The organism is Bacillus sp. PPSBB_2 (assembly GCF_045291115.1).
Lineage (GTDB): Bacteria > Bacillota > Bacilli > Bacillales > Bacillaceae_G > Bacillus_A > Bacillus_A cereus.
Genome location: NZ_CP147983.1, coordinates 4,821,370 through 4,835,946, shown reverse-complemented (window position 1 = coordinate 4,835,946; position 14,577 = coordinate 4,821,370). Strand labels below are relative to the sequence as shown.

Below are 14,577 nucleotides of genomic sequence, written 5' to 3'. Positions count from 1 at the left end.
ACCACGAAACGTTGTGATTACTGCATTTGTGAATCGTTTATTTTTTTTAGGGAAAAGTAAAGAGGAAAATATGACAGAAAATCGAAAAAACTGTTGTTGCAAAATGAAAATAAACAAAGTATACTAACACTCGTAAACTTAAGAGCTGAGGTACGTAGTCACTACTTAAAGGGTTAGGACCTCTCTGGACTAACTTTCCCCCGTGGTAGTGGAGCAAGCCAAATTGCAAATTAGTTTTCAATTCGAACAGTTAGAATAAATTTACAAGGGGGAACTGTAGAATGGATACTATGGATACGATGGGTCGTCACGTGATCGCTGAACTTTGGGATTGCGATTTCGACAAGCTTAATGACATGCCGTATATTGAACAATTATTTGTGGATGCAGCACTAAGAGCTGGTGCTGAAGTGCGTGAGGTTGCTTTCCATAAATTTGCACCACAAGGTGTAAGTGGAGTAGTAATTATCTCAGAATCACATTTAACAATTCATAGCTTTCCGGAGCACGGTTACGCAAGTATTGATGTTTATACTTGTGGGGATCGTATTGATCCAAATGTTGCTGCAGAATATATTGCAGAGGGTTTAAACGCGAAAACGCGTGAGAGCATCGAGCTTCCTCGAGGCACTGGTAGCTTCGAAATTAAGCAGAGAGAAACAAAAGCTCTTTAAAAAAGAACATAATTGATTTAAAATGTAAAGAGGTGTATAATGCACCTCTTTTTTAGTTTATAAAAAAGGGAAAATATAACGTACTCGTTAGTTGAATAAATTGGACTCTTGCAAATGAGGTAGTGCCCTATATACCATCTTATTTTTAAGGATGAGATGATAAAGTGATGCGCTGGAACTTAAAGTGGTAAGAGAGTTAGAATGAGTTATATAATATTGTATATATATTTTAGGTGAAGTGAGTAGAGAAAAATAAAGAGTATAGTGTAAAGGAGTGAATGAATTGCGTTGTCCATCCTGTTCTCATAATGGTACAAGAGTGTTAGATTCGCGTCCGGTAGACGAGGGGCGCTCTATTCGAAGAAGGAGAGAGTGTGAAAGCTGCTTAAGTCGCTTTACGACCTTTGAAAGGGTAGAAGAGTCACCTCTTATCGTTGTAAAAAAAGAAGGCACACGAGAAGAGTTTAATAAAGAAAAGATTTTACGCGGTTTAATTAAAGCGTGTGAAAAAAGACCAGTATCTTTAAGACAATTAGAAGAAGTAACACAAAGCGTGGAACGTGAACTGCGTAATTTAGGTATATCAGAAGTGAAAAGTGATATGATTGGTGAAATTGTTATGGAAGAACTTCGCGATATTGATGATGTTGCTTACGTACGTTTTGCTTCTGTATATCGTCAATTTAAAGATTTAAATGTATTTATTGAAGAATTAAAAGATATACTGCAAAAAGAAAGAGAGTAGAAGTTGTATTTTATTCTCTTTACATACCGTAAGTAATAGGATAAGAGAGCTAGAAGCGCAAGCTAATAGCTCTTTTTCACTAAGAATTTATATAATGAAGATAGAACGAATGAAGTAGAGGATAGATTGGATGAGAGAAAGGAAAAGCAAGAATGGAAAAACAGTCATGGATGGAGCTATTGCCGATTGATCGTTATAAAGTAAGTGCGAAAGGACTACTGCACAATTACGACCGAAAAGTGTTAACGATGTTGTATCAGCCGTTAATAGGTAGTAGAGCTTTTAGCTTATACATGACACTATGGGGAGAGCTTGAGCAAGATCGTGTATTTGGAAAAGAGAATACGCATCATTCCCTTATGGTGACTATGCAAATGCAACTTCCTGAAGTATATGAGGAACGAGTAAAGTTAGAGGCAATTGGGCTTTTGAAGGTATATATTAAGAAAGAAAAAGATATTCGAATGTTCATATATGAGTTGCAACCACCTTTATCTCCGAAGCAGTTTTTTGATGATATTGTTTTAAGTATCTTTTTATACAATCGATTGAGCAGGACAAAATATAATCAAGTAAAGCAATATTTCTTAGAAGAAGAATTTGATTTTGCTTCTTATGAAAATGTTACGCGTTCTTTCAATGATGTGTTTGGTTCGTTTAATCCAGGACAGCTTGAGCATGCGCAAGAAGACCTTCGTATTCCAAAAACGACAACTATGCCAAGTAACGAGAAGGGAGACGCTCCGAAAGTTTGGAATGATTTCTTTGATTTCTCTTTATTTATAGATGGATTGTCCGCTCTTGTTCCTAAAAAGGCGATTACAGATCAAGTGAGAGACTGCGTTATAACACTTGCTTACGTGTATGGTGTAGATGTGTTATCGATGCAAAATATCGTTCTTGGTGCAGTGACAGAGATGCAAACAATTGATATGGAGAGGCTTAGAAAAGGAGCGCGCGATTGGTATCAATTTGAAAATGGTCAAGCATTACCGGTATTAAGTGAAAGAGTACAGCCTCATGCTGCACGTACGATGAAAGAGAAAGAGCCTTCATCGCAAGAGGAGATGCTAATAAAGCAACTAGAGGAAATCTCACCAAAACAACTATTGAAAGAGATTTCTGGTGGTGCAGAGGCAACGAAAGCGGACTTGCAGATCGTTGAAGATGTCATGATTAATCAAAAATTGACACCAGGAGTTGTGAATGTACTTATTTATTACGTTATGCTACGCTCAGATATGAAACTTGCGAAAACGTATGTCGAGAAGATTGCTGGGCATTGGGCACGTAAAAAGGTCGGTACAGTAGCGGACGCGATGGCGTTAGCGAAAGAAGAGAACCGTCAGTATCAAGAGTGGGCTGAGACGAAGAAAAAAGGCCGTACGGCGAAGAAAACGGTGCGGAAAGAAATGGTGCCAGATTGGCTTAAGGAAGAAGAGCCGAAAGAACAAGAGAAAGAAACAGAGAAGAAAGATGTAAGTGTAGAAAAAGATGCAAGTACGCTAGAAGATGAAAGAAAACGACTAGAAGAAGTGTTAAAAAAATATAAGCGTGATTAATAGAAGAGAATGAACGCTCTTTGAGGTGAGAAAATGGAGCATATTCAAAATTCATTTGCAAAATTAATGGAAAATGAAAACTTTAAAAATAGATATGAAGTATTAAAGGCAGAAGTAATGGCGCATCCGCGTGTGAAAGAATTTATAGACGAACATAAGGGTGAAGTAACGACTTCTATGATTGAGCGCAGTCTTGTTAAGTTATATGAATATATTGGACAAAGTGTAGGTTGCGTGGATTGTCCGGATTTAGGCTCATGTAAAAATATGCTACAAGGGTACGAGCCAAAGCTTGTTATTCAAGGGAAGATGATTGATATTCAATACGATCGCTGCGTTAGAAAAGTAGCGTATGACGAGAGAAAGAAATATGAAAAACTTGTTCAAAGTGTATATATGCCAACGGATATTTTACAGGCAACTATGGAAAACTTAGATCCTTCTGATTTAAATGCACGTATCGATGCGATTGGTGCAGCGAATGAATTTTTAAGTACATATGAACCAGGTAAAAAAGCACAAGGTTTATATTTGTACGGTAAATTTGGTGTAGGAAAAACGTATTTGTTAGGAGCAATAGCGAACGAGCTTGCTCGAAAGAAAATAAGTTCGATGCTCGTATACTTCCCGGAATTTTTACGTGAAATTAAAAGTTCAATTCAAGATAATTCGATTGGTGAGAAGATTGATGCGGTTAAACGCGTACAAGTTTTAATGTTAGATGATATCGGGGCAGAAGCGATGTCAAGCTTTGTCCGTGACGATGTACTCGGTGCAATCTTACAATTCCGTATGTTAGAAAACTTACCGACGTTCTTTACGTCTAATTTTGATTTTAAACAACTGGAACACCATTTAACGTATACGCAGCGTGGCGAGGCTGAAGAAATGAAGGCAGCACGTATTATGGAACGAATTAAATATTTAGCGAAACCAATTCCGATTGGTGGGAAAAACCGTCGTCATAAGTAAAAGAGCAAGCTGAGAAGCTTGCTCTTTTGTATTATAGTGATATTTTCTTTTCAAATATGAGGTCGAAATATTCAGGTTGTCCAGAACTGCCAATCGTAGGGGCAACAATCTGTACGAACCTCCAGCCATTTCTAGCATGTTCTTGAATAATTTCTTGGTAGTCTTCAGCTGGTTTTGAGCGAGTGAACCCCCAATGTGGTTCGACTTTTACGAATTTATATTCAAACATTCGGATAACCCCTGTTATTGATAAGTAAAGTATACAATAAAAATTCATAGTAGCTTGTATCATTTTTTTCTCCCTCCCTTAATATATATAAAATTAGCAAGCCATATTGAGTGGATTTTCTAACGATAGGAAATGTAATTCTACTAAGAGTGAACTTCACGTGGAACGGACTCTTATAGGATTTGTAACGTATAGATACAGTCCTTTAGAGCGGGGATAAAAGGGGGGACAAAAGTGATTGAAATTTGCTTCGAAGAAAAAAATGATGCTATGCACGTATATAGACAATTGCTGAAAAGAGCGGAAGTGTTATATAAGGAAACGAGTGTGTATTTACAGGAACAAAAAGTGGTGATTCACATACCAGTACGTGAATCGAATTATATTGAAAAGATCTTATTGCCAGTAATGGTGTATTTCATTGTGAATGTGAAACAAAATGAGTGGATTTATACGATTTTAAAAGAAAAGTTTTTTTATGAAGAACAAGAAGAGTGTCATCAAATATTGCACATGGCACATGAGATTTTAAAGGGAAAAAGAAAAGGTGTAGCTCAGGATTTAACGCGTAACGCATTTGAGTCATATATTAAGTCTTCTTTAAATAATTGGCTTTGTGATCCGCTCTCATTCTCGTTTTCATCATATATCCGTTTTCGTCTTCGTACATATAGGGAAATGGTGGCTAAACTTGCGGAAGTGGCAATTGATGAATATAAGATGGAGCAAGAATACCAAATGTTCATTGAGACGCTTCGGCAACAAGTAAGTAGCCGTAAATCACGTTTGTCTTGCGTGCATCTTATTTTTGATGAAAGCTTTATCTTTTATGATGATAAAGGTAGACGTTTAAAACAGGAGAAGTTGGTCCAATATATAGATGAGGAATTATTAAAGCAAAATGATGTATATATTGATACGAAAGTAATTGCGCCGCTTCTTTCTATTTCGCCCAAAAAGATTTATTTATATACGAAAGAACAAGACCATAATATGATAATTACTTTGCGAAATGTGTTCCAAGAACGGGTCCAATTACATGGATTACATGATTTTGAGCGCAATGTGAAAAATTTAAAAAATAAAGGTAACGCCCTTGATTTTCTAAGTTTTTGAGCATATAATTACCTACATAAATGAAATATATTGAAATGTCATGATGAGGACATGAGTAGTTTTCTACGATTTTCAGAGAGGGAAGCCTTAGGGTGTGAGCTTCCTAGTACGGGATTATTACTTACCACCTCTAAACTTTAGCAGTGAACGGTTTTCTAGTAATTGCTAACGGACAACACCGTTATGTTGAACTTGAGCAATTAACAATTATGTTAATTGGAACAAGGGTGGAACCACGAATTCAACACTCGTCCCTTTTTACGGGATGAGTGTTTTTTATTTTGAGAAAAAGAGGAGTGACCAGTGATGGCAGATGTAGTTAAAATTACTTTCCCTGATGGAGCTGTGAAGGAGTTTCCAAAAGGCGTAACAACTGAAGAAATCGCAGCTTCTATTAGCCCAGGCTTAAAGAAAAAAGCTGTAGCTGGAAAATTAAACGATGAGATGATCGATCTTGTTACACCAATCGAAGAAGATGGTGCAGTTTCTATCATTACATTAGATTCTGAAGATGGCCTATATATTTTACGCCATTCAACAGCCCACCTTTTAGCACAAGCGTTAAAACGTTTATATAAAGATGTTAAGGTTGAGCTCGGCATTGGTCCAGTAATTGAAAATGGCTTCTACTACGATATTGATATGGAAGAAGCAATTACAGTTGAAGACTTCAAGAAAATCGAAAAAGAAATGCAAAAAATTGTGAACGAGAACTTAGAAATCGTTCGTCATGAAGTACCACGTGCAGAAGCAATTCGTCGCTTTGAAGAAATCGGCGATGAGTTAAAATTAGATTTAATTAACGATCTTCCAGAAGATGCAGTTATTTCAATCTATGAGCAAGGCGAATTCTTCGACCTTTGCCGTGGTGTTCACCTTCCATCTACAGGGAAAATTAAAGTATTTAAATTATTAAGCGTTGCGGGTGCTTACTGGCGCGGCGATAGCAATAATAAAATGCTACAACGTATTTACGGTACTGCATTTGTTAAGAAAGCGGAATTAGATGAGCACTTACGTATGCTTGAAGAAGCGAAAGAGCGCGATCACCGTAAATTAGGTAAAGAATTAAAACTATTTACTAATAGCCAAAAAGTAGGACAAGGTTTACCACTTTGGTTACCAAAGGGTGCAACAATTCGTCGTATTATCGAGCGTTATATCGTTGATAAAGAAGCAAGCTTAGGCTATGATCACGTATATACTCCAGTACTAGGAAGCAGAGAGCTTTATGAAACTTCTGGTCACTGGAACCACTACCGTGATGGCATGTTCCCATCAATGGAAATGGATAACGAAGAATTAGTTCTTCGTCCAATGAACTGTCCTCATCATATGATGGTTTATAAAAATGATATTCACAGCTACCGTGAATTACCAATCCGTATTGCGGAACTTGGAACAATGCACCGTTATGAAATGTCAGGTGCGTTATCTGGATTACAACGTGTACGCGGAATGACTTTAAACGATGCGCATATTTTCGTTCGTCCAGATCAAATTAAAGAAGAGTTAAAACGTGTTGTAAACTTAACTCTAGAAGTGTACAAAGATTTCGGTTTAGAGAACTACTCATTCCGTCTATCTTACCGCGACCCAGCAGATACTAAAAAGTATTATGCGGATGATGAGATGTGGGAAAAAGCACAAGGTATGTTAAAAGAAGCTATGGATGAAATGGGTCTTGATTACTATGAAGCTGAAGGTGAAGCGGCATTCTACGGTCCAAAACTTGACGTTCAAGTTCGTACTGCTCTTGGAAAAGACGAAACACTTTCAACTGTACAATTAGACTTCTTGCTTCCAGAACGCTTTGAATTATCATACGTTGGTGAAGACGGTAAACAACATCGTCCAGTTGTAATTCACCGTGGTGTTGTATCAACTATGGAACGTTTTGTAGCCTTCTTAATTGAAGAATACAAAGGTGCATTCCCAACATGGTTAGCTCCAGTTCAAGTACAAGTAATTCCAGTTTCTCCGCAAGTACATTTAGACTATGCGAAGAAAGTACAAGACGAATTGCGTCGTGCTGGTATCCGTGTTGAATTAGACACTCGTGAAGAGAAAATCGGTTACAAAATCCGTGAAGCACAAATGCAAAAAATTCCGTACATGCTTGTAGTAGGTGACAATGAAGTAACTGAAAACGGCGTAAACGTACGTAAATATGGTGAACAAAAATCAGAAACAATCGCATTAGATGCTTTTGTTGACATGATAGAAGGAAAACGATAAGAAAAAGCCGCGGTATACCGCGGCTTTTTTATGTAATATACTTGAGAAAAATTAGAAAAAATAACCATGTAACACTTATCATAAAAAAGTATTGCAAGTATGTTAGTTGTTTGTTACAATATTTCTTGTTGTTAGTAAAACACATCGCGTCTTCTTGACAGACGTCATGTCCTATGATAAACTCATCAAGGATAATAGAATATTGTTTTGTGGAACAAGTAGAAGCACCCGCTTCTCACCTGATGGACGCATTCGCAGTTAACAGGTAAATGTATTTCTTACTTAAGATTTTACAAGTGTGGGTGTCGTATGCCCGCACTTTTTTTGTTCGGGTTCTATGACTACAAAATATGTTCTGAGAAAACCTTGGAGGTGGCTTACTATTAGCAAGGATATGATGATTAACGAGCAAATTCGTGCACGTGAAGTACGTTTAGTTGGCGCAAATGGCGATCAACTTGGAATCAAGTCTCGTAATGACGCTTTAGACTTAGCTGCAAATCTTAATCTTGATTTAGTATTAGTTGCTCCAAATGCGAAACCGCCAGTATGCCGCATTATGGACTACGGTAAATTCCGCTTTGAGCAACAGAAGAAAGAAAAAGAGCAGCGCAAAAATCAAAAAGTAATTAGCATGAAAGAAGTTCGTTTAAGTCCAACAATTGATGAACACGACTTTAACACAAAACTTCGTAATGCTATCAAGTTTTTAGAGAAAGGCGACAAGGTTAAAGCGTCAATTCGCTTTAAAGGACGTGCCATTACTCATAAAGAAATCGGTCAACGTGTTTTAGATCGCTTCTCAGAAGCTTGTGCTGAAGTTAGTACAGTTGAATCTAAGCCTAAAATGGAAGGACGCAGTATGTTCTTAGTTTTAGCACCGAAAAACGATAAGTAATAGATAGAGGAGGAAATACCTATGCCTAAACAAAAAACTCATCGCGGCGCTGCAAAGCGTTTCAAAAAGACTGGATCAGGTAAACTGAAACGTTCTCACGCTTACACAAGCCATTTATTCGCTAACAAATCTACAAAAGCTAAACGTAAACTACGTAAAGCTGGTGTAGTAAGCGCTGGTGACTTCAAACGCATTCGTCAAATGCTTGACAACTTAAAATAAGTTCGGCTGATATATAGAACAATTAGGAGGTAATATTATGCCAAGAGTAAAAGGTGGTACAGTTACTCGTCAACGTCGTAAAAAAGTAATTAAATTAGCAAAAGGTTACTACGGTTCAAAAAATACATTATTCAAGGTTGCTAACCAACAGGTTATGAAATCTCTAATGTATGCATTCCGTGACCGCCGTCAAAAGAAACGTGACTTCCGTAAATTATGGATTACACGTATCAACGCAGCAGCTCGTATGAATGGTCTTTCTTACAGCCGCTTAATGCACGGTCTTAAAAATGCTGGCATCGAAGTTAACCGCAAGATGCTTGCTGACTTAGCTGTTCATGACGAAAAAGCTTTCGCTGAATTAGCAACAGTTGCAAAAAACAACATTAACTAATTAATTAGTTGAAACCTTAGAAGAATTTTCTTCTAAGGTTTTTTTATTTGTATTCAAATAGAAGTTAGAAGTGAAAGAAATTATAAAGATTAACGGCTATGTTGTTATCAATATGACAAAATCAATATAAAAGTTATAGCAGTATAGAAGAATATACATATGAAGTCAGGAGAATACTCCTGGCTTTTTTCAATTCTGCCCGTTTGGAAAGAAGAGTATCTTTCCTAGCTGAAACGACACTGCTATAATGGAAAGATGATATGGAACTTTCATCAGATGAACAATTTAAGAGCGATGACTGAAACGTATTTGTAAATTAAGGACAAGCTATTTTATAAAGAGTTAGATAGCTGACTTATTCATAAGAACTGAAACATAATAATGAACTTTGAGATGAAACAACATTGTTGCGTAAAATGCGATGTTGGAGGAGGACAATAGAATGGACTTACTACAACTATTTAAATTACAAAAAGAATTAGATGACCGTATTGCAAAAGAACATGACTTACAACCGAAAAAATTATTAAAAGAAAAAATGTTAGCTCTTCTTGTAGAAATTGGAGAACTTGCAAATGAAACACGTTGTTTTAAATATTGGAGCAACAAACCAGCATCAGAACGTGAAGTAATATTAGAAGAATACGTAGATGGTTTGCATTTTATTTTATCAATCGGAATTGATTTAGGTATTGATAAAAACTTCCTATTCTATAAATGTGCACAGACGAATAAAACACAAGTGGAAATTTTCTTAGACACATATGCGAAAGTAATTCGTTTTACAGATCAACCATCTATTACAAATTATATTGAATTATTTACGAGCTATCTTCGACTTGGACAAGCACTTGAATTTGAACAAGAAGAGATTGAAAAAGCATATTTAGATAAAAATGAAGTAAATCATCAGCGTCAAACACAAGGATACTAATTTAATTTTTGAATATTTCAATTTAATTATTGTATAATGAATTGACTGAAGAAAAAGGAGGGTGTTGGCAATGACAAAATTAGACGCGACATTGACAATGCTAAAAGAATTAACAGATGCACGTGGTATTGCTGGTAACGAGCGTGAACCACGTGAAGTAATGAAGAAATATATCGAGCCGTTTGCGGACGAACTTTCTACTGATAATTTAGGGAGTTTAGTTGCGAAAAAAGTAGGGGAAGAAAACGGCCCGAAAATTATGGTTGCAGGTCATTTAGATGAAGTTGGATTTATGATTACACAAATCGATGACAAAGGTTTCCTTCGCTTCCAAACGGTTGGTGGCTGGTGGTCACAAGTTATGCTTGCGCAACGCGTGACGATTGTAACGCGTAAAGGAGATGTAACAGGTGTAATTGGTTCAAAACCACCGCACATTTTACCTCCAGAAGCTCGTAAAAAGCCAGTTGAAATTAAAGACATGTTCATCGATATCGGTGCTTCTAGCCAAGAAGAAGCGTTGGAGTGGGGCGTACGACCAGGAGATCAAGTTGTACCTTACTTTGAATTCCAAGTGATGAAGAATGAAAAAATGTTACTTGCAAAAGCATGGGATAACCGAATCGGTTGTGCAATTGCAATTGACGTATTAAAACAATTAAAAGATGAAAAGCATCCAAACGTTGTATATGGCGTTGGAACTGTACAAGAAGAAGTTGGTCTTCGTGGCGCAAAAACATCTGCGAATTATATTAAACCAGATATCGCGTTCGCAGTAGATGTTGGTATCGCTGGAGATACACCGGGTGTAACGTCAAAAGAAGCACAAAGTAAAATGGGCGATGGACCACAAATCATTTTATATGATGCTTCTGTTATTGGACATACAGGTTTACGTGATTTCGTAGTTGATGTTGCTGATGAATTACAAATCCCGTATCAATATGATTCAGTAGCAGGCGGAGGAACGGATGCGGGTGCGATTCACATTGCTGTAAATGGTATTCCTTCTATGGCAATTACAATTGCAACGCGCTATATCCATTCTCATGCGGCAATGTTACATCGTGATGATTATGAAAATGCAGTGAAGTTAATTGTAGAAGTTATTAAACGTCTTGATAAAGAGGCTGTACATAACATTACATTTAATTAATAGAAAAAGCGAAGGAGCTTCTCCTTCGCTTTTTTATGTTTTAAAAAGGCCGTTCTAATCCCGCTGCAGTATGAGCACCTAAAATAATTAAACGAGTTAATTGCATCGCCATAAAATGTGGGGTATATATCATTCCTTTTTTTAACCATGACATAATCATTCCGATGTGAGCCCCTGTCACATAACTAATCAAAATATCACGAGGAACCATAAGATCTTCATCATCTGGTTGTGAAATAGACAAGCTTAATGTTAAATGCACTTGTATTGTTTTCATCATTTTATAAGAGTAGTTTCCGGCAGCTTTATCCCCAAGCATAACGTTATAAAAGTTTACATTTTCTGCGATATGTTCGAATAAAGCCAAAAATGTAGGATGAGGTGAATCAAATGTAAGTTGAAAATCCTCTTTATTTCTATTTTTCGGTTTAATTACTTCTGCTAGCTTCTCTAACATTTCTTCAATGCTTTTGTCTAATAGGTCATATTTATCATGGTAATGGCTATAAAATGTAGCGCGATTTACAGGAGCGCGTTCTGCGATATGTTGAACAGTTACATTTTCAAAGCCTTTTTCGCCTACTAAAGCGACAAAAGCATCCTGAATGAGTTGTCTCGTTCGCTTTACACGTGGATCATTTGTATTTTTAATAGACATTTTCCTTCTCCTCGTTTAATTTTCTATACTTAAACAACATATTGGTATTATATTGTTGTTTAAGCAACATTTCATACGTAAATTGTCGGTTGTAGATTCAAAATAATTATTTATAATTATAAACGATAGTCCTTCAGAAATCAGCACCGCTCGCAGGTAGATAAGTTTCGATTTACGCTGCAGATGGTGTGATTTTTTTGTTAAAAGGTTAATATAATTAACAATTAAACAATCTAAACAATAAGGACATAAATAGTTTAGAAAAAAATTATATGCGATATAAGGAGAGGAATGCAATGAATCAGTTTCGAAGAATGGTAATTATCAACATTATCACATTAATTGTACTAGTTGGCGGCGGTATTGGCGGTTATTACTATTACAATCAAACGGAAAATTACTTAAAAACAGACAATGCAAAGATTGATGGAAAGGTAATTCCGGTTGCTTCACCAGTAGCAGGTAAACTAACTGACTGGAAAGCTGAAGTAGGAAAAAATTATAATGAGAACGATAAATTAGGTACTGTTACTGTAGCGGCAGCTAATGGAGAACAAACAGTAGATGTAACAATTCCACAAAATGCAACAGTTGTACAATCAAACGCGACAACAAATGCTTTCGTTGGAGCAGGTAGCCCGATTGCTTATGCATTTGATATGAACAATTTATGGGTAACAGCAAACATTGAAGAAACAGATGTTGATGATGTTCAAAAAGGTCAAGATGTAGATGTGTATGTAGATGCATACCCAGATACAACGTTAACAGGAAAAGTAGAACAAGTTGGCTTAACAACAGCGAATACATTCTCTATGTTGCCATCAAGCAACGCAACAGCGAACTATACGAAAGTAACACAAGTAGTACCAGTTAAAATTTCTTTAGATCATAGCAAATCAGTAAATATTGTTCCTGGCATGAATGTGACAGTTCGTATTCATAAGTAAGGGGGAGATGAGATGTCCTCAATTGTAATTGTAGGATATGCACTATTTTGTATAATCGTCTTCTTCCTTGTAAATCGTCTTTTACGAAAGAAAAAAACGAAAATGGGAGAAGAACAAGTCCCAGCCGTAAGTAAAATAGAAGTAAGTAAAGTTGAAACAGAAGAGAAAGAAATTGAACGAAAGCAAGAATCGGAAATTTCTAATGTAGTTGAGTTAGAAACAGGAAAGCAAGAAGAAGTAAAACAAGAAAAAGAAGTGCCGAAAAAACAAATGTCTATGCCTGTAGAGAATGTGAACGTAAAAGCAGTTGTAGCTGTATTAATTCTAGGCATGTTCGTTTCTATTTTAAACCAAACAATCATTAATGTTGCATTACCTCCGTTAATGAATGAATTTAATGTATCAACTTCAACAGCACAATGGTTAATTACAGGCTTCATGCTTGTAAATGGTATTTTAGTACCGATTAGTGCCTTTTTAGTTTCACGATTTACGTATCGTAAATTATTCGTAGCAGCAATGTTATTCTTCACGGTAGGATCTATCATTTGTGCTACTTCAGGAAACTTTACAATGATGATGACAGGTCGCGTAATTCAAGCTGTTGGTGCGGGTATTTTAATGCCGGTTGGTATGAATATCTTCATGACGTTATTCCCGCCTCATAAACGCGGAGCGGCGATGGGATTACTAGGTGTAGCAATGATTTTAGCACCAGCTATCGGACCAACTGTAACAGGTTGGGTGATTGAAAACTATAGCTGGAACTTAATGTTCTATGCGATGTTTATTATCGGTTTAATTATTACGTTCCTATCTTTAAAATTCTTTACACTAGCTCAGCCAGTGTCTAAAACGAAATTAGATATATTCGGTGTGGTTAGTTCAAGTATTGGACTAGGAAGCTTATTGTACGGATTTAGTGAAGCTGGAAATAATAGTTGGACTAGTGCAGAAGTTGTTATTTCACTTATTATCGGTGTAATTGGTTTAGCGTTATTTATTTGGAGAGAGTTAACAACGGACAATAAAATGCTTGATTTACAAGTATTTAAATATCCAGTATTTACTTTTACTTTAGTAATTAACGCAATCGTTACGATGGCATTATTCGGAGGTATGTTATTGCTTCCAGTATATCTGCAAAACATTCGTGGCTTTACGCCAATTGAATCTGGTTTACTACTTCTTCCAGGATCATTAATTATGGGGATCATGGGACCAGTAGCGGGTAAATTATTCGATAAATATGGCATTCGTCCATTAGCGATAATTGGATTGGCGATTACGACGTATGCGACATATGAATTTACAAAATTATCGATGGATACGCCGTATAGCGTTATTATGACGGATTACATTATACGTTCAATTGGTATGTCATTCATTATGATGCCAATTATGACAGCTGGTATGAACGCGCTGCCGATGAAATTAATTTCTCACGGTACAGCAACGCAAAATACGTCAAGACAAGTAGCGGGTTCAATCGGAACAGCGATTTTAATTACACTTATGACGCAACAAACGACTGCTCACGTAGCAGATTACGGCAACATGTTAACAACATCAAACCCAATTTTAGTTGATAAAGTACACGGCATGGGTCAAAGCTTAGCGGCCTTAGCTGGATCAGCTCAAGCAGGAGACGCGATGAGTGCACAACTATTATATGGACAAATTTCAAAGCTATCTGCAATTAACGGTATTAACGATGCCTTCTTAATCGCAACGATACTAGCAGGTATCGCTTGGGTGTTATCGTTCTTCTTACAATCAGGCAATAAACCAAATAGAAAAGCAGGGAATTAATTTCCCTGCTTTTTTGT

The 14,577-nt window shown here is 36.6% G+C and carries 15 protein-coding genes and 2 other annotated features; of the genes, 13 read left to right on the top strand and 2 right to left on the bottom strand.

What is annotated here, in order from left to right:
• The first annotated feature begins 290 nt into the window (after positions 1-290).
• The 4 genes from speD (at position 291) to dnaI (ending at position 3,953) form a co-directional block, all read left to right on the top strand.
• On the top strand, positions 291-674 hold the full coding sequence (gene speD / locus V6946_RS24465) for an adenosylmethionine decarboxylase (protein WP_002003660.1): 384 nt from the start codon (positions 291-293) through the stop codon (positions 672-674).
• A 283-nt stretch (positions 675-957) separates the two neighbouring features.
• Complete coding sequence (gene nrdR, locus V6946_RS24460; RefSeq protein WP_001203687.1) at positions 958-1,419, top strand: transcriptional regulator NrdR; 462 nt, start codon at positions 958-960, stop codon at positions 1,417-1,419.
• Positions 1,420-1,571: 152 nt separating this feature from the next.
• Entirely contained in the window at positions 1,572-2,981 is a 1,410-nt protein-coding gene (locus tag V6946_RS24455) for a replication initiation and membrane attachment family protein (RefSeq protein WP_000415048.1), read from the top strand.
• 33 nt (positions 2,982-3,014) lie between these two features.
• Complete coding sequence (dnaI, locus tag V6946_RS24450; protein ID WP_000400106.1) at positions 3,015-3,953, top strand: primosomal protein DnaI; 939 nt, start codon at positions 3,015-3,017, stop codon at positions 3,951-3,953.
• A gap of 31 nt (positions 3,954-3,984) precedes the next feature.
• Here the strand turns inward: dnaI and V6946_RS24445 are convergent, their stop codons facing one another.
• Positions 3,985-4,182, bottom strand: coding sequence for a DUF4177 domain-containing protein (locus tag V6946_RS24445; RefSeq protein WP_002024924.1), 198 nt, complete (start codon positions 4,180-4,182; stop codon positions 3,985-3,987).
• 234 nt (positions 4,183-4,416) lie between these two features.
• On the opposite strand from V6946_RS24445, the gene ytxC reads away from it, so the two are divergent.
• From ytxC to V6946_RS24410, 7 genes are all read left to right on the top strand, one after another.
• A complete protein-coding gene (ytxC, locus tag V6946_RS24440) occupies positions 4,417-5,298 on the top strand; it encodes a putative sporulation protein YtxC (RefSeq protein ID WP_000569625.1) in 882 nt (293 codons plus the stop codon).
• 31 nt (positions 5,299-5,329) lie between these two features.
• Positions 5,330-5,557, top strand: a binding site (T-box leader).
• A gap of 47 nt (positions 5,558-5,604) precedes the next feature.
• Positions 5,605-7,536 (top strand): threonine--tRNA ligase, encoded by a 1,932-nt coding sequence (gene thrS, locus V6946_RS24435; protein ID WP_406622134.1) that lies wholly within the window; start codon positions 5,605-5,607, stop codon positions 7,534-7,536.
• 210 nt (positions 7,537-7,746) lie between these two features.
• Positions 7,747-7,867 (top strand) — a sequence feature (ribosomal protein L20 leader region).
• A gap of 63 nt (positions 7,868-7,930) precedes the next feature.
• A complete protein-coding gene (infC, locus tag V6946_RS24430; RefSeq protein ID WP_000973215.1) occupies positions 7,931-8,434 on the top strand; it encodes a translation initiation factor IF-3 in 504 nt (167 codons plus the stop codon).
• 21 nt (positions 8,435-8,455) lie between these two features.
• Positions 8,456-8,656, top strand: coding sequence for a 50S ribosomal protein L35 (gene rpmI, locus V6946_RS24425; protein WP_001125945.1), 201 nt, complete (start codon positions 8,456-8,458; stop codon positions 8,654-8,656).
• 37 nt (positions 8,657-8,693) lie between these two features.
• Positions 8,694-9,050, top strand: coding sequence for a 50S ribosomal protein L20 (gene rplT, locus V6946_RS24420; RefSeq protein WP_001138362.1), 357 nt, complete (start codon positions 8,694-8,696; stop codon positions 9,048-9,050).
• A 442-nt stretch (positions 9,051-9,492) separates the two neighbouring features.
• Positions 9,493-9,984 (top strand): dUTP diphosphatase, encoded by a 492-nt coding sequence (locus V6946_RS24415; RefSeq protein WP_000365050.1) that lies wholly within the window; start codon positions 9,493-9,495, stop codon positions 9,982-9,984.
• A gap of 70 nt (positions 9,985-10,054) precedes the next feature.
• Positions 10,055-11,140, top strand: coding sequence for a M42 family metallopeptidase (locus V6946_RS24410; protein ID WP_406622133.1), 1,086 nt, complete (start codon positions 10,055-10,057; stop codon positions 11,138-11,140).
• A 40-nt stretch (positions 11,141-11,180) separates the two neighbouring features.
• On the opposite strand, the gene V6946_RS24405 is transcribed toward V6946_RS24410, so the two are convergent.
• On the bottom strand, positions 11,181-11,798 hold the full coding sequence (locus V6946_RS24405) for a TetR/AcrR family transcriptional regulator (RefSeq protein WP_000023660.1): 618 nt from the start codon (positions 11,796-11,798) through the stop codon (positions 11,181-11,183).
• 296 nt (positions 11,799-12,094) lie between these two features.
• Between V6946_RS24405 and V6946_RS24400 the strand changes: the two genes are divergently transcribed.
• Together V6946_RS24400 and V6946_RS24395 are read left to right on the top strand one after the other, a co-directional pair.
• A complete protein-coding gene (locus V6946_RS24400) occupies positions 12,095-12,748 on the top strand; it encodes an HlyD family secretion protein (protein WP_001071419.1) in 654 nt (217 codons plus the stop codon).
• Between the two features lie 12 nt (positions 12,749-12,760).
• Entirely contained in the window at positions 12,761-14,560 is a 1,800-nt protein-coding gene (locus V6946_RS24395) for a DHA2 family efflux MFS transporter permease subunit (RefSeq protein ID WP_366981544.1), read from the top strand.
• Positions 14,561-14,577: the final 17 nt, after the last annotated feature.